This window comes from Arthrobacter sp. Soil763, from assembly GCF_001428365.1.
GTDB lineage: Bacteria > Actinomycetota > Actinomycetes > Actinomycetales > Micrococcaceae > Arthrobacter.
Genome location: NZ_LMSH01000001.1, coordinates 403,754 through 428,378 on the forward strand (window position 1 = coordinate 403,754; position 24,625 = coordinate 428,378).

The 24,625-nt window shown below is 69.1% G+C and carries 21 protein-coding genes; 7 read left to right on the plus strand and 14 right to left on the minus strand.

The genetic code is table 11. The features are described from left to right. Positions 1-99 precede the first annotated feature (99 nt). Positions 100-2,151, plus strand: coding sequence for a heavy metal translocating P-type ATPase (locus tag ASG71_RS01880; RefSeq protein WP_235563902.1), 2,052 nt, complete (start codon positions 100-102; stop codon positions 2,149-2,151). A gap of 26 nt (positions 2,152-2,177) precedes the next feature. After that, positions 2,178-2,810, plus strand: a complete 633-nt coding sequence (locus ASG71_RS01885) for a class I SAM-dependent methyltransferase (protein ID WP_056736512.1) — start codon at positions 2,178-2,180, stop codon at positions 2,808-2,810. A gap of 41 nt (positions 2,811-2,851) precedes the next feature. Here the strand turns inward: ASG71_RS01885 and ASG71_RS01890 are convergent, their stop codons facing one another. From ASG71_RS01890 to ASG71_RS01900, 3 genes are all read right to left on the minus strand, one after another. Beyond that, positions 2,852-3,565 carry an EAL domain-containing protein gene (locus tag ASG71_RS01890; protein WP_157366158.1) on the minus strand — a complete coding sequence of 238 codons (714 nt, stop codon included), beginning with the start codon at positions 3,563-3,565 and terminating at the stop codon, positions 2,852-2,854. A 127-nt stretch (positions 3,566-3,692) separates the two neighbouring features. Beyond that, complete coding sequence (locus ASG71_RS01895; RefSeq protein ID WP_056736515.1) at positions 3,693-4,847, minus strand: fatty acid desaturase family protein; 1,155 nt, start codon at positions 4,845-4,847, stop codon at positions 3,693-3,695. Positions 4,848-4,860: 13 nt separating this feature from the next. After that, positions 4,861-5,955, minus strand: coding sequence for a ferredoxin reductase (locus ASG71_RS01900; RefSeq protein WP_056736517.1), 1,095 nt, complete (start codon positions 5,953-5,955; stop codon positions 4,861-4,863). Between the two features lie 98 nt (positions 5,956-6,053). Here ASG71_RS01900 and ASG71_RS01905 point away from each other — a divergent pair, with 98 nt between their 5' ends. Continuing rightward, positions 6,054-7,256 (plus strand): PucR family transcriptional regulator, encoded by a 1,203-nt coding sequence (locus ASG71_RS01905; protein WP_056736519.1) that lies wholly within the window; start codon positions 6,054-6,056, stop codon positions 7,254-7,256. On the opposite strand, the gene ASG71_RS01910 is transcribed toward ASG71_RS01905, so the two are convergent. Next, positions 7,253-8,608 (minus strand): protein kinase domain-containing protein, encoded by a 1,356-nt coding sequence (locus ASG71_RS01910; RefSeq protein WP_056736521.1) that lies wholly within the window; start codon positions 8,606-8,608, stop codon positions 7,253-7,255. The two genes, ASG71_RS01905 and ASG71_RS01910, sit on opposite strands and share 4 nt — an antisense overlap. Before the next feature lie 205 nt (positions 8,609-8,813). Then, positions 8,814-10,427 (minus strand): peptide chain release factor 3, encoded by a 1,614-nt coding sequence (locus tag ASG71_RS01915; RefSeq protein ID WP_056736522.1) that lies wholly within the window; start codon positions 10,425-10,427, stop codon positions 8,814-8,816. A 332-nt stretch (positions 10,428-10,759) separates the two neighbouring features. Here ASG71_RS01915 and disA point away from each other — a divergent pair, with 332 nt between their 5' ends. After that, on the plus strand, positions 10,760-11,836 hold the full coding sequence (disA, locus tag ASG71_RS01920) for a DNA integrity scanning diadenylate cyclase DisA (protein WP_056736524.1): 1,077 nt from the start codon (positions 10,760-10,762) through the stop codon (positions 11,834-11,836). A 15-nt stretch (positions 11,837-11,851) separates the two neighbouring features. On the opposite strand, the gene ASG71_RS01925 is transcribed toward disA, so the two are convergent. Next, a complete protein-coding gene (locus tag ASG71_RS01925) occupies positions 11,852-12,541 on the minus strand; it encodes a hypothetical protein (protein ID WP_056736527.1) in 690 nt (229 codons plus the stop codon). Positions 12,542-12,655: 114 nt separating this feature from the next. On the opposite strand from ASG71_RS01925, the gene ASG71_RS01930 reads away from it, so the two are divergent. Next, positions 12,656-13,666 (plus strand): A/G-specific adenine glycosylase, encoded by a 1,011-nt coding sequence (locus tag ASG71_RS01930; protein WP_056736529.1) that lies wholly within the window; start codon positions 12,656-12,658, stop codon positions 13,664-13,666. 8 nt (positions 13,667-13,674) lie between these two features. Here ASG71_RS01930 and dhaM read toward each other — a convergent pair whose 3' ends face one another. Genes dhaM through dhaK form a run of 3 tightly spaced genes read right to left on the minus strand, consistent with a single transcriptional unit; the run spans position 13,675 to position 15,979 of the window. Next, the gene (dhaM, locus tag ASG71_RS01935; RefSeq protein WP_056736530.1) at positions 13,675-14,352 is read right to left on the minus strand and encodes a dihydroxyacetone kinase phosphoryl donor subunit DhaM; all 678 of its coding nucleotides are present in this window, start codon (positions 14,350-14,352) and stop codon (positions 13,675-13,677) included. Beyond that, the gene (gene dhaL, locus ASG71_RS01940; RefSeq protein WP_056736532.1) at positions 14,349-14,975 is read right to left on the minus strand and encodes a dihydroxyacetone kinase subunit DhaL; all 627 of its coding nucleotides are present in this window, start codon (positions 14,973-14,975) and stop codon (positions 14,349-14,351) included. Before dhaL ends, dhaM begins: the two co-directional genes overlap by 4 nt. A gap of 2 nt (positions 14,976-14,977) precedes the next feature. Beyond that, the gene (gene dhaK, locus ASG71_RS01945; RefSeq protein ID WP_056736534.1) at positions 14,978-15,979 is read right to left on the minus strand and encodes a dihydroxyacetone kinase subunit DhaK; all 1,002 of its coding nucleotides are present in this window, start codon (positions 15,977-15,979) and stop codon (positions 14,978-14,980) included. Between the two features lie 494 nt (positions 15,980-16,473). Here dhaK and ASG71_RS01950 point away from each other — a divergent pair, with 494 nt between their 5' ends. Continuing rightward, on the plus strand, positions 16,474-17,724 hold the full coding sequence (locus ASG71_RS01950; protein WP_056736536.1) for an integrase catalytic domain-containing protein: 1,251 nt from the start codon (positions 16,474-16,476) through the stop codon (positions 17,722-17,724). Between the two features lie 42 nt (positions 17,725-17,766). Here ASG71_RS01950 and ASG71_RS01955 read toward each other — a convergent pair whose 3' ends face one another. Continuing rightward, positions 17,767-18,276: an amino-acid N-acetyltransferase gene (locus tag ASG71_RS01955; protein ID WP_056736538.1), complete on the minus strand. Its 510-nt coding sequence runs from the start codon at positions 18,274-18,276 to the stop codon at positions 17,767-17,769. Positions 18,277-18,357: 81 nt separating this feature from the next. Continuing rightward, positions 18,358-20,490 (minus strand): S9 family peptidase, encoded by a 2,133-nt coding sequence (locus tag ASG71_RS01960; protein ID WP_056736540.1) that lies wholly within the window; start codon positions 20,488-20,490, stop codon positions 18,358-18,360. Positions 20,491-20,614: 124 nt separating this feature from the next. Between ASG71_RS01960 and ASG71_RS01965 the strand changes: the two genes are divergently transcribed. Beyond that, positions 20,615-21,058: a Rieske (2Fe-2S) protein gene (locus ASG71_RS01965; protein WP_162254038.1), complete on the plus strand. Its 444-nt coding sequence runs from the start codon at positions 20,615-20,617 to the stop codon at positions 21,056-21,058. Between the two features lie 106 nt (positions 21,059-21,164). Here the strand turns inward: ASG71_RS01965 and ASG71_RS01970 are convergent, their stop codons facing one another. From ASG71_RS01970 to ASG71_RS01980, 3 genes are all read right to left on the minus strand, one after another. After that, a complete protein-coding gene (locus ASG71_RS01970; RefSeq protein ID WP_056736544.1) occupies positions 21,165-23,657 on the minus strand; it encodes an ATP-dependent Clp protease ATP-binding subunit in 2,493 nt (830 codons plus the stop codon). A 316-nt stretch (positions 23,658-23,973) separates the two neighbouring features. After that, a complete protein-coding gene (locus ASG71_RS01975) occupies positions 23,974-24,300 on the minus strand; it encodes a histone-like nucleoid-structuring protein Lsr2 (RefSeq protein WP_056736546.1) in 327 nt (108 codons plus the stop codon). Positions 24,301-24,434: 134 nt separating this feature from the next. Then, positions 24,435-24,623: a hypothetical protein gene (locus tag ASG71_RS01980; RefSeq protein ID WP_056736548.1), complete on the minus strand. Its 189-nt coding sequence runs from the start codon at positions 24,621-24,623 to the stop codon at positions 24,435-24,437. Positions 24,624-24,625 lie beyond the last annotated feature (2 nt).

Here is a 24,625-nt window from a genome sequence, read left to right on the forward strand (position 1 = left end):
TACCCCCTAGGGGTATGTTGGATGGCGTTCGATAACCGATGAATCTTCCGGGAGTGCATCATGGAACACCGGCACGGCAGCCAGACCCTTCAGGGCGGAATGCCAGAGCACCATAACCACGGCAGCGCGCACGGGCCGGACGAGGACCATGTGGTCCACGGCCACGGGCAGCACGCCGGCCACAGCGTCGCGATGTTCAAGAACAGGTTCTGGCTGACGCTGGCGCTGGCCGTTCCCGTCGTCCTGTTCAGCCCCATGTTCGGCCACCTGCTGGGCTATGAACCTCCGTCCTTCCCCGGTTCGGGGTGGATTCCGCCCGTGCTGGGCACCGTCATCTTCCTGTACGGCGGCCAGCCCTTCCTCAAGGGCGGCCTGGGCGAGCTCAAAGCCCGCAAACCAGGCATGATGCTGCTGATCGCGATGGCCATCACGGTCGCCTTCGCGGCGTCCTGGGCCACCAGCCTGGGCCTGGGCGGCTTCGACCTGGACTTCTGGTGGGAGTTGGCGCTCCTGGTGGCGATCATGCTGCTGGGGCACTGGATCGAAATGCGGGCGCTGGGTTCCGCGCAGGGGGCACTGGATGCGCTGGCCGCGCTGCTGCCCGACGAGGCCGAGCGGATCACCGGGGCCGGGACGGAGACGGTCAGGGTGGCCGACCTCGTCCCCGGCGACGCGATCCTGGTCCGCCCCGGGGGCCGGATGCCGGCGGACGGCACGGTCACCGAGGGCCAGGCGGAGTTCGACGAATCCATGATCACCGGCGAATCCAAGACGGTCCTCCGCTCGCCCGGGGACGCCGTGGTCGCCGGCACCGTCGCGACGGACAACAGCGTCCGGGTCAAGGTCTCGGCCATCGGTGACGACACCGCCCTCGCCGGCATCCAGCGGCTCGTCGCCGAGGCCCAGGCCTCGTCCTCCCGCGCCCAGGCCCTGGCGGACAGGGCCGCGGCGTTCCTGTTTTACTTTGCCGCCGGCGCCGGCGTCGTGACCTTCGTGGCGTGGACCCTGCTCGGCAGCGTCGCGGACGCCGTCGAACGCACCGTCACGGTGCTCGTCATCGCCTGCCCGCATGCCCTGGGGCTGGCCATCCCGCTGGTGATCGCGCTTTCCACCGAGCGGGCCGCGCGCGCCGGGGTGCTGATCAAGAACAGGATGGCGCTCGAGCGCATGCGGACGGTCGACGTCGTCCTGTTCGACAAGACCGGAACCCTCACCCAGGGCGCTCCCGAGGTGCGCGCCGTTGCTGCCGCTGACGGCGCCGGCCAAGACGAGGTCCTGGCCCTGGCCGCCGCGGTCGAGTCGGACAGCGAACATCCTGTGGCCCGGGCGATCGTGCGCGCCGCCCGCGAGCGCGGCCTGCAGGTACCCACCGCGGGGGGGTTCACGTCCCTGACCGGGCGCGGCGTCCGCGCCGGCGTCGCCGGGAGGCAGCTGCACGTCGGCGGTCCGGCGCTGCTGAAGGAGCTCGGCGCCGTGGAACCGCCGGAGCTGGCCGAAACCACCTCTGCCTGGGCGGGACGCGGCGCGGCCGTGCTGCACCTGATCGAGGGCAGCCGCGTCCTGGGCGCCCTCAGCCTGGAAGACGCGGTGCGGCCGGAATCCCGCCAGGCCGTCGCGGCCCTGCAGCAGCGCGGCATCCGGGTTGCCATGATCACCGGGGACGCCCGGCAGGTAGCAGAATCGGTCGCGGCGGACCTGAATATCGATGAGGTCTTCGCCGAAGTCCTCCCCGCGGACAAGGACAAGAAGGTGGCCGAGCTGCAGGCTCGTGGCCTGAAGGTGGCAATGGTCGGCGACGGCGTCAACGACTCACCCGCCCTGGCCCGGGCCGAAGTGGGCATCGCCATCGGCGGGGGCACCGACGTCGCCGTCGAGTCCGCCGGGGTGGTCCTGGCCGGGAACGACCCGCGCGCGGTCCTGTCCATGGTCGACCTTTCCCGGGCGAGCTACCGCAAGATGTGGCAGAACCTCATCTGGGCCACCGGCTACAACATCATCGCCGTTCCGCTCGCCGCGGGCGCCCTGGCCTTCGCCGGGGTGGTCCTCTCCCCCGCTGCCGGGGCCGTGCTGATGTCCGCGTCAACGATCGTGGTGGCACTGAACGCCCAGTTGCTGCGGCGCCTGCAGCTCAACCCCGCCCAGGCCCGCTGACAGCGGCCGGCATGGAAGGGAAACCCATGGAAACCGGCGGTCCCGCCCCATCCTTCGGACGTTCCTACGCCCGGATGGGTCCGCGGATGGACGCCCGCGGGGCCGCCGCACACCGGCAGCGACTGGTGCAGTCCGCGCACGGGTCCGTGCTGGAAATCGGGGCCGGCTACGGGGCAACCTTCGCGTTCTATCCGCCGGCGGTGTCCGGGGTACTGGCCCTCGAACCCGACCCGACGCTGCGTGCCCTGGCGCTCAGCGCTGCGGGAGCGGCCGCGGTGCCCGTCACGGTCCGGGCGGGAACCGCCGAATCACTGCCGGCACCGGACGCCACGATCGACGCGGTCGTCTCCAGCCTGGTGCTGTGCAGCGTCGCCGACCCCCGCGCCGTCCTGGCCGAGACGGTCCGCGTGCTCAAACCGGGCGGGCTGCTGCTGTTTTACGAACACGTCCGCTCGGAACACCGCGTGCTGGCCGCGGCGGAGGACCTGCTGACGCCGCTGTGGAGCCGGATCGCCGGCGGCTGCCACCCGAACCGGGACACCGCCGCCGCCATCGAACGGGCGGGCCTGGCCGTCCGGACGCTGGAGCGGTTCGGTTTTTCCGCCCTGCCGGGCAACCCCCGCATCGCCCATGTGCTCGGGGTGGCGGTCAAGGCCTGAGGACGCCCGGAAGGATGCCCTGCCGTCCCGGGGGCGGCAGGCTAGAGCGCGGCGGCGTCGAGGACCGACACGGCGCGGACCTGAGGCAGCTCCTCGAAGGCCGGCTTGCCGAACCAGTACCCCTGGAACAGGCGGATTCCGGATGCCCTCAGGGCCAGGAACTCCGCCTCGGTCTCGATGCCTTCGGCGAGCAGGGTGATGCCGAGCTCCGCGGCGATGCCAACAACGCCGGCAACCACGGCCTGCCGGGCCGGGCTGGTGTCGATGTCCCGGATCAGCAGCATGTCGATCTTCATCAGGTCCGGCTGGAAATCGACCAGCAGCCCCAGTCCCGCGTGGCCGGCGCCGAAGTCGTCGATCGCAGTGGTGAATCCGTGCTTGCGGTATTCGGTGATGATGTTCGTCAGGTGGGCGGTGTCCAGCACCTCTTCGTTCTCCGTGAACTCGAACATTATCGAGGACGTCGGGAAGTTGCACCGCGCGGCGGCCTGGAGGGTCGCCCGCAGGCAGGCGGCGGGTTCGTACACCGCGTTCGGCATGAAGTTGATCGAGAGCATCAGCTCCTCGCCGGCCGGGAACAGGCGCGCGGCGAGCTCGATGGCCTTGACCCGGCAGGCCTGGTCGAAGCGGTACTTCTGCTCCGGCGAGACCTGCGACAGGACCTGGTAGGCCCCCTCGCCGGACAGGCCCCTGACCAGGGCTTCGTAGCCCCAGACCCGGCCGGCCACGGCGTCGTAGATCGGCTGGAAAGCCATGCTGAAATCGAAGTCGAGCCTGGGGGAAGTCGTGCAGCCGTCACATGCCAATGCAGGGGTCCTCTCGGTGAATAGCTCCACTGTAGGGCACCCCGGCGCGCGAAAGCCGCCCGAAGGGGCCGGCGGCCTAGGCCTTTTTGGGCGGGAGGGCCAGCTTGAAGATCTTGCCCCAGGTGGAGCCGACCTGCTTCAGCAACGGTCCCGTGGTGTAGGGCAGCCCGTAGCGCCGGCAGATGTCCTGCACCTTGGGAGCCACCTCCGCGTAGCGGTTGGAAGGCAGGTCCGGGAAGAGGTGGTGCTCGATCTGGTGTGAGAGGTTGCCGGTCATCAGGTGCATGAACTTGGAACCGGAGATGTTGGCCGAGCCGATCATCTGGCGCACGTACCAGTCGCCGCGGGTTTCGCCGTCGACCATTTCCTCGGTGAAGGTGTCCGTGCCGTCCGGGAAGTGCCCGCAGAAGATCACCGCGTGCGCCCAGACGTTGCGGATCGCGTTGGCGGTCAGCGTTCCGTAGAGCGCCTGCTTGCCGGAGCCGGTGAGCATGGCGACGGCGGGGGTCGCGGCGTAGTCCTTGGTGAACTGCTTCAGGGCCTTGCGGCCGAGCGCCTTGAGGTCCTTGACCAGGGCTTCCTTGCTCTTCTTGCCCTCCCGGTATTCCACGAGCTCGAGGTCGTAGACCGCGATGCCCCACTCAAACACCGGCGCCAGCAGCGCGTTGTAGAGCGGGTTGCCGAGGTTGAAGGGCTTCCACTCCTGCTGCGGGTCCATGCGCAGGAGGTTGTACCCGATGTCGTTGTCCTTGCCCACGACATTGGTCCAGCGGTGGTGCAGGTCGTTGTGGGTGTGCTGCCAGGACCGTGCCGGGGTGACGAAGTCCCACTCCCAGGTGGTGGAGTGGATGTCCGGGTCGCGCATCCAGTCCCACTGGCCGTGCAGGATGTTGTGCCCGAGCTCCATGTTTTCCAGGATCTTGGCAAGGCTCAGCAGGGAGGTGCCCGTGACCCATGCGGCCTTGTTCTTGCTGACCAGCAGCGCGGCGCGGCCGGAAATTTCCAGGCCGCGCTGGATCTTGATCATCCGGCGGATGTAGGCGGCATCGTCGGCGCCGCGCTTGGCGAGGATTTCGTCCTTGATGGCATCGAGCTCGCGGCCGAGCTCGGCGACCTGTTCGTCGGACAGGTGCGCCGCGGCGGGCGGGCGCAGCAGCGGGCTGCCCGTCTCGGCGAGGGCTCCCGGCCGCTTCTTTACGGCGGTTTGCGGCTTGTCGGCAAGGGTGGTCATAGGGCGGTTCTCCTCAGAGGTCGAGGTTAACGGGTCCGGCGGCTGCCGAGACACACGTTTGGATCAGTTGGCCGGGCTCGCCGTGGACTTCGCCAGTGCGCAGGTCCCGGACCTGCCCGGCCCGGAGCGGGGTGAGACAGCTGTGGCAGATGCCCATGCGGCAACCGCTGGGCATCAGCACGCCGGCGTCCTCGCCGACGTCAAGCAGGGTCGTGGCGCCGTCGGCCTCGACTTCGCGGTCGGAGGCTTCGAAGGTGACCAGGCCGCCGTCGTGCCCCTCGCCGCCGGCGAGGCTGGTGCTGAAGCGTTCGATTGTCAACGTTGCGGCGGGGACCGTGCTTTCCAGCGCCGTCCGGGAGGGATCGGCGGCGGCCTCGGATTCCCAAAGCGCCTCTGCGTCGTCGAGGAAACCCGCGGGACCGCAGGCGTAGGCGGCGCGGTCACGCCAGTCCGGGCAGAGCAGGTCAAGTTCGGCTGCGCTGCCGAAGTCCAGCCTGCCGCGTTCCCCGCTAAACCAGTGGGTGACCTTGAAATTGGGGAACTGGTCCGCGAGTTCGGCCAGTTCCTCGCGGAAGATGGCGTCCGCGGGGGTGCGTGCGGTGTGGATCAGGACGACGTCGGCGTCCGGACGCCGCGGCACGAGCGTGCGGATCATCGACATCACCGGAGTGATGCCGCTGCCCGCGGTGAGCATGAGCAGCGGGCGGGGGTGCTCCGGCAGGACGAAGTCGCCCTGCGGCGGGGCGAGGAAAAGTACGTCGCCCGGCTTGGTGGTGCGGACCAGGGTTGCGGAGACGGCACCCATGTCCGTGACGGTGATGGCGGGGTCCTCGCCGGCGGGAGCGCTGAGCGAATAGGACCGCCAGTGGCGCACGCCGTTGAGTTCGACGCCAATGCGGGCCCACTGGCCTGCACGGTGTGCTTGCCAGCCTCGGCCGGGACGGAAGAAAATGGTGGCGGAATCGGCCGTTTCTGGAACCACCCGGGTAACCACGCCGCGCAACTGGCGGGCAGAGAACACGGGGTTGAACAGCGACAGAATGTCTTCTGGAGCTAGTGGGGTGGTCAGTAGAGATGCGGCGCGCGCCAGCTTACGGAGCCGGATCATCTATCCAGCGTATGTCAGATTGCGTCATAATTCTTCACCCAGGACATACGATCGACGTAAAGAAACTGTCTCCACGAAACAAACTTTGGATACCCGTCATGGATGCTTCCCCCGCCGGCCACCCCGGCTACCCTGCCTACGACCCGCCGTGGCTGGCGTTGCCAAAGGAAGTCAGCGACATGCTCCGGCCGCAGGTTCCGGGCATTGTTGAAGCCATCATCGACGCCGTGCCCCAGCTGGTTCCCGCCTATGCCCGGCCGATCGAGGGCCGCTTCGGCCGGGGGCTGCGACGGGGCGTGGCGACGGCCCTGGACCGTTTCCTGCAGCTTCCGGGCACCGCGCTGCCCGCGCTTTCCGAGGAGAGCCGGCAACTGGTGGCGGGCCTGGGCAGCGGCGAGTTCCGGCAAGGCAGGAGCATGGATGCCCTGCTCAGCGCGTACCGAATGGGCGCCCGGGTGACGTTCCGCGAGATGTCGAAGGTCTCGGTGGAACACCACCTGGGCCAGAACGTGGTGGTTGACCTCGGCGAATCAATCCTGGCCTACATCGACGAGCTCTCCGCGGTCAGCGCGGAGGCCTATGCCTTTGAGCAGTCCGAACGCGCAGGAGCGGTGGACCGGCGCCGCACCGAACTGCTGGACCTGCTGCTGCTGGGGCAGGCCGACGAGGCTGCACTGCGGCAGACGGCGGCGATGGCTGACTGGGCACTGCCCCAACGCATGTCCGTCGTGACGTTGCCTTTGGACCGGGCCGCCGGGCTGCGGCTGCGGTTGGGCCCGGGAACCCTGGTGATCGAACGCGAGACCGACGCCGTGGCGCTGGTCCCGGCCCGCAAGTCCAAGTCCGCGCGCAAGGAGCTGGACCTCGCGCTGCGGGGCCGCGGCGCGTCCGTGGGCCCGGCCGGCGGCTGGGAGAAGGTCCCCGAGTCATTGCGCCTGGCAGTGCTGGCGGCATCGGTCCTGCCGCACCGTGATGGCCCGGACGACCCGCCGATCTGGGCCGACGAGCATCTCGCGGCCGTGGTCCTCGGCGCGGAGCCCTCCGCCATCGCCGAGCTGGCCCACCGCCGGCTGGCACCGCTTGAGGGGCTCCGGCCGGCACAGCGCGAACGGCTCGCCGAAACCTTGCTGTCCTGGCTACGCCACTGGGGCCAGCGCGCCCCGGTGGCCGCGGAGCTGGGCATCCACCCGCAAACCGTGGGCTACCGGGCGGCCCAGTTGCGTGAGCTGTTTGGGGACGAACTGGAGGACCCGGTGGCCCGGTTTGAGCTGCAGCTCGCGTTGCACGCCGGCAGGCGCTAGCCGGCGATCGCTTCGCGGCCCTGCAACCGCATCTCAAGGTCGTTCATGACAATCGCGGCCAGGTCCTCGAGCGTGCGGGTGTCCTCCGCGGTGAACTGTCGCGGCTCCCGGTCCAGGATGCAGAAGGTGCCGAGGTTGAAGCCGTCCGGGGTGCGCAGCGGAACCCCGGCATAGAACTGCAGCCCGAACTCGCCCGCAACCAGAGGATTGGAAAGCGTGCGGGCGTCCCTCACGGCGTCCTCGACAATCCAGGGCCCGTCCTGCAGGATCGCCGAGGCGCAAAGCCCCGGATCCCTGCCGATTTGGGTGACCTCGGTGCCGTGGTGGGCCTTGAACCAGATCCGGTCGTGGTCCACGACGCTGACGATCGCTACCGGCACAGAAAACACCCGTGCCGCGAGCGCCGCGATCCGGTCGAAGGCGCCATCCTCCGGGGTGTCCAGGATCCGGTACCGCTGGACGGCGCGCATCCGGCCGTCTTCGTCGTTCACCGCCGAGTGGTGTTGCCGGTGCCGGGCGGCACCGTTGATGACCTCCTGGCGGAGGGCAAGGGAGACCTCGCGGGCGTGCGGCCGGGCCTCCGGGTCCCGGGACAGCATGGAGGATAGGAGCGCCACCCACTTCGGGGCCAGCTCCTCCGGGATTTGCGGATCGTGGAGCAGCCGGGCGACAGCGGACTGGATCGGCGCCCCGGGGTACGCCATCCTGCCGGTCAGCCCCTCGAGCAGCACGAGTCCAAGCGAGTAGATGTCGCTCGCCGGACCTGCCGGTTCACCGCTGGCCTGCTCGGGGCTCAGGTACGCCGGCGTCCCCGAGGTGCCGCCGTCGTCATCCGCGCGGTTGTGCCCCAGGATGGCGGCGACGCCGAAATCGGTCAGCTTGGCCCGCGGCCGGCGGTCGTCGTTGCTGTAGTCCACCAGGAGGATGTTCGCCGGTTTGATGTCGCGGTGCACGATCCCGTGGTGGTGGATGTAAGAGAGCCCATCCGCCAGGTCATAGCCGATGTGCGCCATGTGCGCTGCAGAGAGCGGGCCCTGCAGCGACCGGTGGCGCAGGTCCTGTCCGCGGACGAGTTCCATCACGAGGTAGGTAAGCCGGGAGTCCGGATTGCTGAGATCAGCCCCGGCGTCAAACAGCGTCACCAGGGCGTGGTGGCTCATTCCCGCCAGGATCCGCACCTCCTGGCCCTGCCGTTTGGTGTTCTCCGGGTCGTCCGCGTCGTTGCGGAAGAGTTTGACCGCCACCTCGCGCTGCAGCAACTCGTCGTGCGCGCGGTAGACAGATGACTGGCTTCCCCTGCCAATGAGGGCTTCAATCCGGTACCGCCCGCTGAGCAGGAGGCCGGGTTCCATCGTTGTTGTCAAAGAGTTTTGTTGTTCCCTCGATACGGGTCCGCACGTGGAATCGGACAGAGCAGTCCTAGCAGCCGGCCAGATCGGCAGGCGCCCGCAAAATTAGCAAGGTTACTTATGGTAGCGCGGAACGCGGATTCAGGAAGTCCTGCGGGCGGAAATTTTTCGGGCCCCGGCCGGCTCCCGGCGGAGCCGGGCGCAGCAGCTATTTGGCCGGGTTGTGCGTCCCGATCGGCACCAGCGTGAGGTCCGGGAGGTTCTTTTCGATCCGGCGCAGCGCCCAGATGTCGTTGAACAGCGCGAGGTACTCGCCGTCCGAGCGCAGCAGCACCTCGGCGCCGGGCACGTTGGCGAGCGCCGGCATGGCGTCCGCCGTCGTGATCCGCGCCAGCGAGTAGGGCAGCCGCTCCAGCCGCATCGGGGCGCTGAAGTCGTGCGCCATCCGGTCCTCGACCACCTCGAACTGCATGGGGCCGACGGCGGCCAGGACGGGCGCCTGGTCGCCGCGGATGTCGGAGCGCAACACCTGGATCACGCCCTCGTGCTCAAGCTGTTCGATGCCGCGGCGGAACTGCTTGAAGCGGCTGGGATCCTTGGACCGCGCCACCTGGAAGTGTTCGGGGGCGAACAGCGGAATAGCCGGGAACTCCACCGGCTTCTCCAGGAACAGGCTGTCGCCCACCCGCAGCGAGGACGCGTTCACCAGGCCCACGACGTCGCCGGGGAACGCCTCGTCGATCACCTCGCGTTCGCGGCCGAAGACCTGCTGGGCGTACTTGGTGGCGAAGGACTTCCCGGTCCGGCCCTGGGTGACCACCATGCCGCGTTCGAAGACGCCGGAGCAGACCCGGATGAAGGCGACGTGGTCGCGGTGGGCCTTGTTCATGCCGGCCTGGACCTTGAAGACGAAGCCCGCGAACGGGGCGTCCACCGGACGCGGCGCGCCGTCGACGTCGGGCCGCGGCGCTGCCGGCGGGGCGAAGTCCACCAGAGCGTCGAGGATCTCCTTCACGCCGAAATTCAGTGCGGCGGAGCTGAACAGGATCGGCGTCGCCTTGCCGGCGTGGAAGGCATCGACGTCGAAGGCAAGGTTGGATTCGATCACCAGCCCGGCCTCGTCCACAGCATTGGACCAGTCCCCGCCCTGGCTGGCGGCGGCCTCCTCGGGGGTGAAGTACTCCGTGAGGGCGATGTTGGCTCCGGCGTTGTTGCGCTGGAAGCGGGCGAACCGGTCGTTGCGCAGGTCCCAGACGCCGCGGAAATCGCCGGAAATCCCCACCGCCCAGGTCAGCGGCATGGGCTGCAGGCCGGTGCGCTCGGTGATCTCGTCCATCAGCGCCAGCGCGTCCAGGCCGGGCCGGTCCCACTTGTTGATCACGGTGATGATGGGCAGGTTCCGCTGCTTGCAGACCTCGAACAGCTTCATGGTCTGGGTTTCCAGGCCCTTGGCCGCGTCGACGAGCATGACGGCGCAGTCCACGGCTGCCAGCACCCGGTAGGTGTCCTCGGAGAAGTCCGCGTGGCCCGGCGTGTCCAGCAGGTTGATGACAGTGTCCCGATAGGCGAACTGCAGCGCCGCGGAGCTGATCGAGATGCCGCGGTCCTTCTCCATCTGCATCCAGTCGGAGACGGTTTCCTTGCGGTTGGCCTTGCCACTGGACGCACCGGCGGTGCCGATCACCTTCGCGTGCAGGGCCAGCGCCTCGGTCAGAGTGGACTTGCCGGCGTCCGGGTGGGAGATCACTGCGAAGGTCCGGCGCCGGGCTGCCTGCTTGTGAATCTCCTGGACTCGGGCGGGGCTGTGGACTTCTTGGGACACGGTGCTACTTTCGCTGCGGCTGTGGACGGGTCAGGGCGCGGAGAGCCCGCGGCACACCCAGGCTTCCAAGTTTATCGCAGGCCGCGGCCGGGCCCTGCTGGGGCGGGGAAATGCGGCCCGGCCGAACCGGGGGCACCGGCATCCGGCGGGCACTTCCTGCGGGGCGGAAACGGGGCACTTTGAGGCTTGTCCGTGCGGAATGTGGCCGGGCTTACCCCTATGATGGTGGATACGGGAAACCGGGCACTTTTGATCTTGCCGGCCGACGATGGAAAATCGACAAAAGCCGGCGTACCCGCGGACGGCGTTCCGCACCTTTGAAGGGAAAACCTATGGCTCGGAGTCCCGAGGATGCACTCAAGGCGACCCTGGCCCGGGTGGCCCCGGGGACGGCACTGCGGGACGGACTGGAACGCATCCTGCGCGGGCGCACCGGCGCGCTGATCGTGCTGGGCATGGACCGGACCATCGAATCCATCTGCTCGGGCGGCTTCGAAATCGGGATTGATTTCTCTCCCACGCGCCTGCGCGAACTGGCGAAAATGGACGGCGCTATTGTCTGCGACAAGGATGCCAGCAACATCCTGCGCGCCGGCGTCCAGCTGGTGCCCGATTCCAGCATCGAAACCCAGGAAACGGGCACCCGGCACCGGACCGCCGAGCGCGTGGCAATCCAAACCGGGGTGCCGGTCATTTCCGTGAGCCAGTCGATGCAGATCATCGCGCTCTACGTCAACGGCCTGCGCCACGTCCTGGAGGGCTCGGAGAAGGTCCTGGCCCGGGCCAACCAGGCCCTTGCCACGCTGGAGCGGTACCGCTCCCGGCTGGACCAGGTGACCAGTTCGCTTTCGGCCCTGGAAATCGAGGCCATGGTCACGGTCCGCGACGTCGCGGTGACGCTGCAGCGCCAGGAAATGGTGCGGCGCATCTCCGAGGAGATCTCGCAGTACGTGCTGGAACTGGGCGAGGACGGCCGGCTGCTGTCCCTGCAACTGGACGAACTGACCGTGGGCCGCGGCCCGGGCAGCGACGTGATCATCCGCGACTACTCGGGCCCGAATGCCTCCGCGGCGGACATCGACAACGCCGTGAAGGCGCTCGTGAACCTGGGCCCGACCGAGCTGATCGACCTGGGCCGGATTTCCGGGATCGTGGGCTTCGCCGGCGGCGAGGCCAACCTCGACGCCGTCGTCCAGCCGCGCGGGTACCGCCTGCTCTCCGGCCTCAAGGCCGTGCCGAAGGCCGTGGCTGACCGCCTGGTGGACCACTTCGGCGGCCTGCAGTTCCTGATGGCGGCGACCATCGATGACCTGATGACCGTCGACGGCATCGGCGACCAGCGCGCCCGCACCGTCCGCGAGGGCCTGAGCCGGATGGCCGAGGCCAGCCTGCTGGACCGTTTCCTCTGACCGTCCCGCCGGGGCCTAGCTGAGCTGGAACACGGCCTTGGGGCTGGTCTTGTTGCCCAGCCGGGCGGTGAAGACGTAGTAGGCGCCGCCGCCGCCGGGTTCGGCGTCAACGACCTTGCACCCCTGGGTGGACCGCTTCCGGTTCCACGGGAAGTTGGCGGTCTCGCTCCGGCCCGGCGCGATGGTCTTGACCAGTTCGGTGCTTTCGGCCTGGCAGTCCAGCGACGAGAAGATCCGGTCGGAGCCGCTGGTGACCAGGTACTCCATCTGCGAGGTCCCGAGGTTGACCTCGCAGGGCACCTCGTTGTTGTTGGTGACCTTCAGGCTCAGCAGCGGGTTCTCGCCGGCGGCGTAGACCCGCTTGTCCGTCGCGGCGGTGACGGTCAGGAGTTTCTGGTCGCATCCCGTGCCGGCTGTCGGGGTCGCGGTGGCGGACGCCGCCGGGCCGGTCGTGGCAGGCGCGGCCTCCCGGCCGGCCGGGGTGGTGGCCGGGGCAGCTGCGGGGCCGCCGCTAAGAGCGCTGGTCAGGGCCGTGAAGCCCGCGACGGCGAGGCCGGCGACCAGCAGCAGGACCGCGGCGGCGAAGATCCGGCGGCGGCGGTAGACGGCTTTGCCGGGCGTGCCGGCCGGGCGCTTGCCGGTCCGGGCTCCGGGGGACGCCTCCGGTCCCGCACCGCGCGCTCCTGGGTTGCCTTGCCTGACCATTCTTCTAGGCTAGAGAATCCCGCCCGCGATCTTGTCCCACCACGCCGCCGGCCGCACTATGGCCCGCATCTCTATTAAGCTGGTCCGATCAAAGCTTCAGCCGATTCCCCCGCCATGGCAGTCCCCGCAGCCCCTGCCGCGCCGTGCCCGCCGGCCAACCCCGAGTCGGGGCCCGCCGCGGCCGCCGGGCTGCACGCTGCCCTCTCCGACTGGTTCGAGGAAACGGCCCGGGACCTCCCGTGGCGCTCCTCCGGCTGCTCGGCCTGGGGCGTGCTGGTCAGCGAAGTCATGCTGCAGCAGACCCCCGTGGTGCGGGTGCTGCCCGTGTGGGAGGAATGGCTCCGGCGCTGGCCCGCCCCGGCCGACCTGGCAAGGGAGAGCCCCGGCGAGGCGGTCAGGTCCTGGGGGCGGCTGGGCTATCCGCGGCGGGCGCTGCGGCTGCACGCGGCCGCCGTCGCCGTCGTCGAACGCCACGCCGGCGCCGTCCCCGGCAATTACGCAGAGCTGATTGAGCTGCCCGGCGTGGGCAGCTACACGGCGGCCGCGGTGGCGGCCTTCGCGTTCGGCCGGCGCGAAACGGTGGTTGACACCAATATCCGCCGGGTCCACGCCCGGCTCGTCACCGGCGCGGCGCTGCCGGCGCCGGCCCTGACCGCCGCGGAGATGCGCCTGGCCGCGCAGTTGCTGCCGGAGGACGACGCCGGCTCCGTGCGTTGGAACGCCGCGGTGATGGAGCTGGGCGCGCTGGTCTGCACGGCCCGGGCGCCCAGGTGCGGCGACTGCCCGGTCCGGGACGCCTGCGCCTGGCGGGAAGCCGGCGAACCCCCGCCGACCTACACCCCGAAGGGGCAGGCCTGGCATGGCACGGACCGGCAGGTGCGCGGCGCGGTGCTGGCGGTCCTGCGCCTGGCGGAGTCGCCGGTGCCTGTTGAGCTGCTGGAGCGCGCCCCCGCGGACCTGGGCCTCGAACCCGGCCCCGGCCCCGGACCGGAGGGAATCTCCGTCCCGCTCGCGGCGCTGCACCGGCTGGATCCCGGGCCGGAACAGCTCGCCCGGGCGGTGTCCGGGCTGCTGGCCGACGGCCTGGTCGAAGAGCATGCCGGCGGGCTGCGTCTGCCTGCCTGATCCCGGTGCTAGGGCTCGCCGAAGCCGGACTGGATCAGGGTCCCCAGATAGTCCACCGCTTTGGCCGCGTCCGGCCCGCTGGCCTCGACCCGCAGCACGGTGCCCTTGGTGGCGCCGAGCATCATGAGTTCGGTCATGGACGCGCCGTCGACGCCGTTGATGGTGACCTCCGCGTCCATTCCCGCCAGGCCGCCGGCGATCTTGGCTGCCGGCCGGGCGTGCATGCCGGCCTGGTTGACCATTTCGAAGTCGCCCTGCGCATCGGGCGGCTGCCGGTGTTCGTGCCCGGCCTCGTGCAGGTGGACCGGCGGGCGGTAGACCGCCTCGGCGGCGTCCTTGACAGTTTCCGCGTCCGCACCGGTCTGGGCCGAGACCGCTGCGGCGACGAGCCCTTCGATCAGGGGCGCGTCGGCGAGGTGGATCGATGCCGGGTCCGCGGCGAACTCGACCGCGGATTCGGCGGTCATGACAGCGGAGCCGAGGTCGGTGAGCACCACGACGCCGCTCTCCCCGGCGGCCTGCTCCAGCGCGGCCATGACCTTCTCCAGGCTGGTGCCGATCCGGTCGTCGTCGGTGCCGCCGGCGGGCACGATGGTCACGTCGGGCGCCATTTGCGCGGCAAGTTCCGCGGCGCCGTCGGCGATTTTGGCGCTGTGGGAGACGACGACCAGGCCTACTACCGTCATTCGGAGGCCCCGACGGCGGCGCGCAGGATCAGTGCGCTCGAGACCGCCCCGGGGTCCCGGTGGCCGATGCTGCGCTCCCCCAGGTAGCTGGCCCGGCCCTTGCGCGCCAGCATCGGGTCGGTGGACACGGCACCGGCTTCAGCCGCTTCCGCCGCCGCGGCGAGTACCTTGCGGACGTCCCCTTCACCTGCGGCCGCGGCGGAGGCGTCGACGGCCGGAGTCCACGCATCGACCATGGTCTTGTCACCGGATTCGGCCTTCCCGCGGGCGACGATGCCGTCCCGGGCGGCGGCCAGCGCGGCGGCGAGGGCGGCCGCGTCGATGTCCGTGGCGTCGCCAAAGGATGTCGCGGCGCGCAGGAACGCCGTGCCGTACAGCGGCCCGGCGGCGCCGCCGACCTTCGACATCAGGGTCATGGCCGTGAGCTTGAGCGCGGCGCCGGCCGTTTCCGGCGGGGATTCGGCCAGCTTGTCCATCACGGCCTTGAAGCCGCGGTCCATGTTCTCGCCGTGGTCCGAGTCGCCGATGGGGCGGTCCAGTTCGATGAGTTCAACCCTGTGCTCGGCCATGGCCTCGGCGGACAGGGTCAGCCACCGAACCGCCCAGTTGACGTCCAGCCCCATGCTCAGGCGCCCCAGCGGAGGGCCGGCGTGTGGACGGGCGCGTCCCAGAGCCCGGTCATTTCGTCGTCCAGGCGGAGCACCGTGATGGAGCAGCCCTGCATCTCGAGGGAGGTGATGTAGTTGCCCACCAGCGAGCGCTCCACGGTGATGCCCTGCTCGGCCAGCCGCTGCGCGGCCCGGCGGTAGACGATGTAGAGCTCGCTCTGCGGCGTGCCGCCCATGCCGTTGACGAACAGGAGGACCTTGTCTCCGGCGGCCAGGCCCAGGTCGCTGACGACGGGGTCCAGCAGGCGGTCAGCGATGCCGTCAGCGGGCTCCAGCGGAATCTTGTGCCGGCCGGGCTCGCCGTGGATGCCGATGCCGATTTCGATCTCGTTGTCCTCAAGCTCGAAGCTGGGGACCCCGGCGTGCGGGACGGTGCACGCGGTCAGGGCCACGCCCATGCTGCGGACGTTCTGGTTGACCCGGTCGCCGATGGCCGCGACGGCGTCGAGGCTGTCGCCGCGTTCGGCCGCCGCCCCCGCGATCTTCTCGACCAGGACGGTGCCGCCGACGCCGCGGCGCCCGGCGGTGTAGAGCGAGTCCTGCACGGCGACGTCGTCGTTGACCAGCACGGTGCGGACCTCGACCCCCTCCGCCTGTGCCAGTTCCGCCGCGGTTTCGAAGTTCAGCACGTCGCCGGTGTAGTTCTTCACGATATGCACGACGCCGGCGCCGGAGTTCACGGCCAGCGTGGCCGGCAGGATCTGGTCGGGGGTGGGCGAGGTGAACACGGCGCCGGGGACTGCGGCGTCGAGCATGCCCATGCCGACGTAGCCGCCGTGCAGCGGCTCGTGGCCGCTGCCGCCGCCGGAGACGAGGCCGACTTTCCCGGATACCGGCGCGTCTTTGCGCACGATGTACTTCGGGTCGGGAAAGACGGTCACGAGGTCCGCGTGCGCGAGCCCGAACCCCTCCACTGACTCGTCGACCACTGCTTTGGGATCATTGATGAGTTTCTTCATGGCTGTGCTCCCTGGATGGTGTCCTGGCTGCTTGCTTAGACCCTACTACCGGGGCCCGGCCAGCGGTAGGCTCCCGGATGCGGCCACTTTCCCGACAATCGGAGCGGGCTCAGGGTCCTGCCGGCGCCGCCGCGAAGCCCGGCCAGGCGTCCGGACCGAGGTCGGGCTGCGGCCTGCGCGCGGCGGGAGCTGCTCCCCTGGCGGAGCCCCTACCCGCGCCCCTACCCGACCCGCCGTCGGCTGCTGGCGGTTCCGAGGGCATCGGCGCGGCATCGACCGTCATCTGGAATGCGGAGAAATCTGGAAAAATCACGCGATTCTGCAATTTCTGCCTCCGAAAGTGGCGGCCCTCCCCATCGGGCCGGAATCAGTTTATCCACCAAGTAGATTTAGCGGAAGGGCCCGCGTTGACTCATGGGAAAGGTCCGCGGAGGCCGATACGTTGCCTCATCTGAAAAGGTCCGGTTAGTTGCTGGCGCGGACATCCTTGAGGGATGGGACTGACGATGGGCCAGCGGAAGGCTGTCACGCTGATCAAGGCCCGGGCGTATGCCCGGGAGGGGCGTGCCGGGAAGGCGCGGATCCTGGATGAGCTGGTGGAGCTCACGGGTTGGAACCGGGATTATGCGCGGCGGGCGCTGAGGCAGGCGCTGGAGCTGCGGCCGGTGCGTCCGCTTCCGGCTCGGGACCCGTTATACGGGCCGGCGGTCATCGACGCGCTCATCGTTTGCTGGGCCGTTCTCAGAGCGCCGGCGGGCAAGCGTCTGGCGCGGATGTTGCCGGTGCTGGTGCCATTGCTGCGGCGCGACGGCGAACTGGTCCTCACCGATGAGGACGCGGCGTTGCTGATGCGGATGAGCGCGGCCACGATTGACCGGCGGCTCGCCCCGGAGCGGGCGAAGCTGGTGGTGCGGGGCCGGTCCCATACCAAGCCGGGGTCCTTGCTGAAGTCCCAGATCCCGGTCCGAACCTGGGCGGACTGGGACGACGCGGTGCCAGGGTTCGTGGAAATCGATCTCGTCGGCCACGAAGGCGGCACCGCGTCCGGGGAGTACTGCTTCACGCTGACCGTCACGGATATCGCCACCGGTTGGACGGTGAACCGTTCCGTGCCGAACAAGGCCCAGAAGTGGGTGCTCGCGGCGCTGCAGCACGCGCTGGGCCGGTTCCCCTTCCCGGTTCTCGGGATCGACTCGGACAACGGGACCGAGTTCATCAACGCGGACCTGCTGGCCTACTGCCACGCCCGGCAGATCACGTTCACCCGGTCCCGGCCCGGGAACAAGAACGACGGGGCCCACGTGGAGCAAAAGAACTGGTCCCGGGTCCGGGAGCTCGTGGGTTACTACGGTTACGACACCGGCGCGGAACTCGAGAAACTCAATGCCATCTGGGACCTCGACGCGCTCTTCACGAATTACCTGCTGCCCCAGCAGAAGTTGGTCTCGAAGGAACGCCGCGGAGCGAAAGTCATCAAGAAGCACGACGCGGCCCTCACGCCCCACCAGCGCGCCGCGATTGACTCCGGAATCCGCAAACGTCCCGTGATCGCCATGAACGCCCAGTTCAAACGCCTCCAGCCCGCGGCCCTGTCCCGGCAGATCCTGGCCCTGACCGGGGAGCTGGAAGTCCTCGCCCAGGCCAAAGCCGCACCCCGGCTCCGCCGGATCAACACCTCGTTCAACCCAGCCCCAAAACGGACCTTTTCAGCTGAGGCAACGACTCACCACTCCCGGACCTATTGACGTGAGGCAACAGGGGGCCTGTTCCGGGCCGGTTCGGAGCTGCTACAGCGTGCGGATCATCCGGGTGTTGCCGAGGGTGTTGGGCTTGACGCGGGCCAGGTCGAGGAATTCGGCGACGCCCTCATCGTGGGAGCGGAGGAGCTCGGAGTAAACCACCGGGTCCACCGCCGTCTGGTCGGCCATCACCTCGAAACCGTGCTTTTTGAAGAAGTCCACCTCGAAGGTCAGGCAGAAGACGCGCACGACGCCGAGCTCCCGCGCGTCCTCCAGCAGCTGCTCGAGCAGCAGGTGGCCAACGCCCCGGCCGCGCCAGGCGTCGGAGGTGGCCAGGGTGCGTACCTCGGCCAGGTCCTCCCACATCACGTGCAGCGCCCCGCAGCCGATCACCTCGCCGTCGGCAGCCTCGGCGATCCGGAACTCCTGCAGGCTCTCGTAGTAGGCGACGGTCTCTTTCGCCATGAGGATCCGCTCCTCGGCCAGGGGTGCCACCAGGGTCTTGATGGCGGCGACGTCGCCGGTGCGGGCAGGGCGGATGCGGATCGTCTCAGTCACAGCCCCATCCTACGACCCGGCCCGCACGCCGTCCGGCCCCGCAGGGCGGCCGGGCCGGACGGCGTGGACGGTTGGGACGGGTCAGAGGCCCAGCCCGTCCGGAACGGGGAGGTCCTTGTCCAGCAGGTTCCTGGCCAGGAAGTGCTCGACGACGCCGTACCAGACCTTGGCGTGCTGCGGCTGCAGGATCCAGTGGTTCTCGTCCGGGAAGTAGAGGAAGCGGTGCTCCGTCTCGCCGTTCTCGTCGGCGGCGAGCTGGGACTTGGAGAGCAGCTCGTACCAGAGGCGCAGCCCTTCCCCGATCGGGACGCGGTAGTCCTTGTCGCCGTGCACGACCAGCATGGGGGTCCGGATGTTCTGCACGTGCAGGTGCGGGGAGTTCTCCGCCGCCATCTCCGCCGTCATCTCCTTGAGCCAGTACTGCGCGGCGTCCGTGGTCGGCCCGAACTGGTCCAGGGCCCAGAGGCTGGCATGGGTGACGATCGCCTTGAACCGGTCCGTGTGCCCGGCGACCCAGTTCGCCATGTAGCCGCCGAAGGACCCTCCCATGGCTGCGGTGCGCGTCTCGTCGATGTCGGGCCGGCGCTCGACGGCGTCGGTCAGGTCCATCAGGTCCTGGAACGGGGCCTTGCCCCACTCACCCCAGCCGCGCTGGATGTGGTCCTGGCCGTAGCCGGTGGACAGGGCCGGGTCCGGGAGCAGCACCGCGTAGCCGCGGGCCACGAGCAGCCACGGGTTCCAGCGCCAGGTCCAGGCGTTCCAGGAGCCCAGCGGGCCGCCGTGGATCCAGAGCAGCAGCGGGGCGGGGTTCGCCGGCGAAGCGTCCTCGGGCAGGGCCAGGTAGCCCGGGACCCGGTCGCCGCCGGCGGAGGTGGTCTCCACGCGTTCGAGCCGGCCGCGGAAGGCGGGCCGCTCCGCGGGCGCCGGGAGCCGGGTGGTCCCGCCGCCGGCCAGGTCGATGCTGACGGCTTCGGGCGGGAATTCGTATGAGCTGCGCAGCGCGTAGGCGCGGCGGCCGTCCGGGGCTACGACGACGTCGGTGTAGGCGGCGGCGTCGGCCGTCAGCCGCACCACCTCTGCGTCGCCGCCGGCGGCGGGCACACTGATCCGGAACACCGGCGAGGCTCCGTCCTCGTCCGCCGTCACCAGCAGCGCGGAGCCGTCCGGCAGCCAGGCGGCCGGGTGCGGCCAGCGGTCCCAGTCGTGCGCGAGCGGCGTCAGCGCCTCCCCGCCGTCGGAGCCGGCAGCCTCACCCGCGGCGAGGTCCAGCAGGTGCAGCTTCACCTGCGGCGCCTGCTGCGGTGTGGTCTCGGTTTCGGTCAGGACCACCAGGGTGCGGCCGTCGGGGCTGACCGGGCCGGGGAAATAGTTCATGCCTTCGCTGTCGAGCAGGACCCGGCGGGTGCCGGAGGCGACGTCGACCGCCACGAGGACGGTGCGGGAGTCGGCGCCGGCGAGCGGCTTGGCGAAGCTGCTGTAGAGCGTCTTTCCATCCGGGCTGACGACGGTCTCGGCCTCCCGGAGCCCGTTCCCGGCGTCGGGGGTAAGGTTGCGCAGTTTCACCGGCGCGGCGGCGTCGACCGTGGCCGGCTTGCCGGGCTCCGGGTCCGCCCCCGGCTCGACGGCGAACAGCCGCGGCTGCTCGGGCCCGAGGTCCGCGTCCCAGTAGCGCACCGGGTAGCCGCTGTGCAGGATCGCGGCGACCTTGTTCTCCTTGCGGGCCTTGCGCCGCTCCCCGTCATTGTCCTCGTCGGTGGAGCCGGCCAGGACGGCTGCCGAGACGAAGAGCGCATCGGCGTTCCTGGCGGCGAGCAGGCCGCTCACGCCGCCGGCGCGGGAGAGCGCGACGCGTGCCTCGCCGCCGTCGGCCGGCAGCACCCAGAGCGCGTTGACCGGGTCCGCCTCGGGGCTCTCCGGGTCCGGACGCGCCGAGGTGAAGTAGAGGCTGCCGTCCGCGGCGAACACCGCCCCGGCTTCACCCTTGGCGCTGCGGGTGATCCTCCGGGCCCGCCGCTTGCCTGCAGGGTCCAGTTCCCACAGCGCGGTGCGGTACTCGGTGCCCTTGTCGTTGAGGGTGGCCACGGTGGTGACCAGCCGCGAACCGTCCGGGCTGAGGGCCAGGCCGCCCACCCTCGGGATCGCGAGGTAGTGGTCCAGGTCGTGGAACGGGGTTTCGGGCTGTTCGCCCGGGGTCTGTGTGTCGGTGGAAGCCATGCCCCCGATTCAACACCCGTTGTGCGGCGGATCACAGCCGCGTTCACTGAGAGTGAAACAGTACTTTCAGATCGCCGTCGGGGAATCGCAGGGCATTTTCAGGGACGGTTGGCACAATGGCCCCATGAACCCAGACCAGACCCTGCCCAGACGCTCCCTCCTGCTTGGCGCCGGCGCCCTTGGTGGCGGCGCCCTGGCCCTGTCCGCCTGCAGCGCCGAGCCTTCGGGGAGTTCCGCGTCCTCGGCGGCCGGGCCTTCCGTCCCGCCCGGCACCCCGGTGAAGGTCGGCAAGCTCAGCGAGGTGGCGGTGCGCGGCACCGCCACCGGAAAGGTCGGGGGCCGGACGGTGGTGATCTTCCGGCCGGATGAGAAGACCGTCCTGGCCTACGACGCCGCCTGCACCCACGCCGGCTGCCCGGTGGCGCCGGCCGGCGAGGACTTTGACTGCCCCTGCCACGGCTCCTCGTTTAAGGGCTCGGACGGCAGCGTGATCAGCGGCCCGGCCCAGGCTCCGCTGGGGAAACTGAAGGCCGCCATCGACGGCGAGTGGATCACGGTCACCGCCTGAGCCGCCCGCCCGGCGTCGTGTGCTGGGCGGTACACAGAGAAAGGCCCCGGCGCCTCCCGTGAGGGAGGGGCCGGGGCCTTGTCGTCGGGCGTTACCCTCTTGGCGCCTAGACGCTCGGGGCGATTTCCGGGATCCGCGGCTTGGCGTTGCCGGCGAAGGTGAACTTCGCGTCGTCGCCTTCGCCTTCGACGTCCACCACGACGATGTCGCCGGAGTGCAGTTCGCCGAAGAGGATCTTCTCGGAGAGCTGGTCCTCGATCTCGCGCTGGATGGTGCGGCGCAGCGGCCGGGCGCCCATCGCGGGATCGTAACCGCGGGTGGCCAGCAGGACCTTGGCCGCGGGCGTGAGCTCGATGCCCATGTCCTTGTCCTTGAGGCGCTTCTCCAGCCGGGTGACGAACAGGTCCACGATCTCGATGATCTCGTCCTGGGTCAGCTGCGGGAACACGACCACGTCGTCGACACGGTTCAGGAACTCGGGGCGGAAGTGCTGCTTGAGCTCCTCCGTGACCCGGGCGCGCATCCGGTTGTAGCCGGTCTGCGTGTCCGTGCCCGACTGGAAGCCGGTGGCGACGCTCTTGGAAATGTCCCGGGTGCCGAGGTTCGTGGTCATGATGATCACGGTGTTCTTGAAGTCCACCACGCGGCCCTGGGAGTCGGTCAGGCGGCCGTCTTCCAGGATCTGCAGCAGCGAGTTGAAGAGGTCGGCGTGCGCCTTCTCCACTTCGTCGAACAGCACGACGGAGAACGGACGGCGGCGGACCTTCTCGGTCAGCTGGCCGCCTTCTTCGTAGCCAACGTAGCCCGGAGGGGCACCGAAGAGCCGCGAGACGGTGTGCTTCTCCGAGTACTCGGACATGTCGAGGGTGATCAGCGCGTCTTCCTCGCCGAAGAGGAACTCCGCGAGGGCCTTGGCCAGCTCGGTCTTGCCGACGCCGGTGGGGCCGGCGAAGATGAACGAGCCGCCGGGCCGCTTCGGGTCCTTCAGGCCAGCACGGGTGCGGCGTATCGCCTGGGACAGGGCCTTGATGGCCTCATCCTGGCCGACGACGCGCTTGTGCAGTTCGTCTTCCATCTTCAGCAGGCGCGAGGACTCTTCCTCGGTCAGCTTGAAGACCGGGATGCCGGTGGAGTTCGCCAGCACCTCGGCGATGAGATCCTCATCCACCTCGGAGATGTCGTCCATGCCGCCGGTCTTCCACTGGCGTTCCTTTTCGGCGCGCTCGGCAATGAGCTTCTGCTCCTTGTCGCGCAGCGACGCGGCGCCTTCGAAGTCCTGCGCGTCGATCGCGGATTCCTTCTCCAGCTTCATGGCCGAGATCTTCTCGTCCATGACCTTGAGCTCCGGCGGGGCGGTCATCCGGCGGATGCGCAGGCGCGCACCGGCCTCGTCGATCAGGTCGATGGCCTTGTCCGGCAGGAAGCGGTCCGAGATGTAGCGTTCGGAGAGGCTGGCGGCCGAGGCGAGGGCGCCGTCGGTGATGGTGACCCGGTGGTGCGCCTCGTAGCGGTCACGCAGGCCCTTGAGGATCTCGATCGCGTCGGCGACGGAGGGTTCCTTGACCTGGATCGGCTGGAAGCGGCGCTCCAGGGCGGCGTCCTTCTCGATGTGCTTGCGGTACTCGTCCAGCGTGGTGGCACCGATGGTCTGCAGCTCGCCGCGGGCCAGCATGGGCTTCAGGATCGAGGCCGCATCGATGGCGCCTTCGGCGGCACCGGCACCGACGAGGGTGTGGATCTCGTCGATGAAGAGGATGATGTCGCCGCGGGTGCGGATCTCCTTGAGCACCTTCTTCAGGCGCTCTTCGAAGTCACCGCGGTAGCGGGAGCCGGCCACCAGGGACCCGAGGTCCAGGGTGTACAGCTGCTTGTCCTTGATGGTTTCCGGTACGTCGCCGCGGACGATCGCCTGGGCCAGGCCCTCGACGACGGCGGTCTTACCGACGCCGGGCTCACCGATCAGGACCGGGTTGTTCTTGGTGCGGCGGGAAAGGACCTGCATGACGCGTTCCATTTCCTGCTCGCGGCCGATCACGGGATCGAGCTTATTTTCCCGGGCGGCCTGGGTCAGGTTGCGGCCGAACTGGTCCAGGACCACGGATCCGGCAGGGGTGCCTTCGGCCTGTCCGGGGCCGACCCCGGCGCCGGTGGTTTCCTTGCCCTGGTAGCCGGAAAGCAGCTGGATGACCTGCTGGCGGACACGGTTCAGGTCCGCGCCGAGCTTGACCAGCACCTGCGCCGCCACGCCTTCACCCTCGCGGATGAGGCCGAGCAGGATGTGCTCGGTGCCGATGTAGTTGTGGCCCAGCTGCAGGGCTTCGCGCAGCGAGAGCTCCAGCACCTTCTTGGCGCGCGGCGTGAAGGGGATGTGGCCGGACGGGGCCTGCTGGCCCTGGCCGATGATCTCCTGCACCTGCTCGCGGACTCCGTCGAGCGAGATGCTCAGGGACTCGAGGGCTTTGGCGGCAACACCTTCACCCTCATGGATCAGGCCCAAGAGGATGTGTTCGGTACCGATGTAATTGTGGTTCAGCATGCGTGCCTCTTCTTGGGCAAGCACAACTACGCGACGGGCACGGTCCGTAAATCGCTCAAACATTTCGCCACACTCCTAGCTACGACGTACTTTGATGCTACGTGGCGGCGTTCCAGATTTGGGGCTTGTTCGCCACGGGGGAAACCTGACCGGTTGCAGGGCCCGGGTCGGTGTGCCCGGCGGGGGCGGACGCTCCCTCCCGGTTACCTGCTCCCAGGCCCCCGGAATGCGCCGCAGCCACGGCGCGGCGGGAGCGTTCCCGGGAAGTAACCGGGGAGGAACGCACGGGCCCGTTCCACGACAAAGCCCCCGCCGGACGGCAGGGGCTTTGTCTGACGCTATTACTCCGGCGCAGAACTGGCCGGGAGCGGGGTCAAACCTAGGAATTGGCCTTCTGGTAGGCTTCCTGAATTTCCGCCTGGATGCGGCCCCGGCTGTTTACCGCGTAGCCGTTATCCCGCGCCCATTGACGGATTTGTGCCGAGTCCTGATTGCGGCCGCCCGATGCCTTGGCGCGGGTCGACCGGCCGGCCGACGTCTTTCGCCCATGGGCCACATACCGCTCGAGGGCCGAGCGAAGTTCCGACGCGTTGCCGGTGGAGAGGTCGATTTCATAACTGACGCCGTCCAGGCCAAACCGGACAGTTTCGTCCGCGGATCCCCCATCCAGATCATCCACGAGGATGATTTTAACTTTCTGTGCCATAAAAACTCTCTTTCCAAAAGGATGAGTATTTTAGAAAAGCAGGATGTATCTGTAAAAAGTATCCATCTTTTTATGGCCGCGCGTCAAAGCGGAATAGCCCTGCCAAAGAAAATCCTCAGCGGGAATAAGGGCCTTTAGCGCTGTTCGGGGGAATGCCCATTCCCCGGGGCGGGTGACTGCCCCGGTTCGCGGGCCGCCGCTTCCGCCTGCGCCCGGGCCTCGGCCTGGCGCTCGGATTTGTCGGCGTTAAAAATCGCCTTCATGGCAAACCAGAAGATCAGCCCGACCACCAGTGACGGAAGCAGGACGGCAACGTATTCCATGA

Bases quoted from the DNA above. Each gene is read 5' to 3' on its own strand.
- ASG71_RS01880 (WP_235563902.1), top strand. From the start codon at position 100: ATGCCAGAGCACCATAACCACGGCAGCGCGCACGGGCCGGACGAGGAC.
- ASG71_RS01885 (WP_056736512.1), top strand. From the start codon at position 2,178: ATGGAAACCGGCGGTCCCGCCCCATCCTTCGGACGTTCCTACGCCCGG.
- ASG71_RS01890 (WP_157366158.1), bottom strand. From the start codon at position 3,565: ATGGCTTTCCAGCCGATCTACGACGCCGTGGCCGGCCGGGTCTGGGGC.
- ASG71_RS01895 (WP_056736515.1), bottom strand. From the start codon at position 4,847: ATGACCACCCTTGCCGACAAGCCGCAAACCGCCGTAAAGAAGCGGCCG.
- ASG71_RS01900 (WP_056736517.1), bottom strand. From the start codon at position 5,955: ATGATCCGGCTCCGTAAGCTGGCGCGCGCCGCATCTCTACTGACCACC.
- ASG71_RS01905 (WP_056736519.1), top strand. From the start codon at position 6,054: ATGGATGCTTCCCCCGCCGGCCACCCCGGCTACCCTGCCTACGACCCG.
- ASG71_RS01910 (WP_056736521.1), bottom strand. From the start codon at position 8,608: ATGGAACCCGGCCTCCTGCTCAGCGGGCGGTACCGGATTGAAGCCCTC.
- disA (WP_056736524.1), top strand. From the start codon at position 10,760: ATGGCTCGGAGTCCCGAGGATGCACTCAAGGCGACCCTGGCCCGGGTG.
- ASG71_RS01925 (WP_056736527.1), bottom strand. From the start codon at position 12,541: ATGGTCAGGCAAGGCAACCCAGGAGCGCGCGGTGCGGGACCGGAGGCG.
- ASG71_RS01930 (WP_056736529.1), top strand. From the start codon at position 12,656: ATGGCAGTCCCCGCAGCCCCTGCCGCGCCGTGCCCGCCGGCCAACCCC.
- dhaM (WP_056736530.1), bottom strand. From the start codon at position 14,352: ATGACGGTAGTAGGCCTGGTCGTCGTCTCCCACAGCGCCAAAATCGCC.
- dhaL (WP_056736532.1), bottom strand. From the start codon at position 14,975: ATGGGGCTGGACGTCAACTGGGCGGTTCGGTGGCTGACCCTGTCCGCC.
- dhaK (WP_056736534.1), bottom strand. From the start codon at position 15,979: ATGAAGAAACTCATCAATGATCCCAAAGCAGTGGTCGACGAGTCAGTG.
- ASG71_RS01950 (WP_056736536.1), top strand. From the start codon at position 16,474: ATGGGACTGACGATGGGCCAGCGGAAGGCTGTCACGCTGATCAAGGCC.
- ASG71_RS01960 (WP_056736540.1), bottom strand. From the start codon at position 20,490: ATGGCTTCCACCGACACACAGACCCCGGGCGAACAGCCCGAAACCCCG.
- ASG71_RS01965 (WP_162254038.1), top strand. From the start codon at position 20,615: ATGAACCCAGACCAGACCCTGCCCAGACGCTCCCTCCTGCTTGGCGCC.
- ASG71_RS01970 (WP_056736544.1), bottom strand. From the start codon at position 23,657: ATGTTTGAGCGATTTACGGACCGTGCCCGTCGCGTAGTTGTGCTTGCC.
- ASG71_RS01975 (WP_056736546.1), bottom strand. From the start codon at position 24,300: ATGGCACAGAAAGTTAAAATCATCCTCGTGGATGATCTGGATGGGGGA.
- ASG71_RS01980 (WP_056736548.1), bottom strand. From the start codon at position 24,623: ATGGAATACGTTGCCGTCCTGCTTCCGTCACTGGTGGTCGGGCTGATC.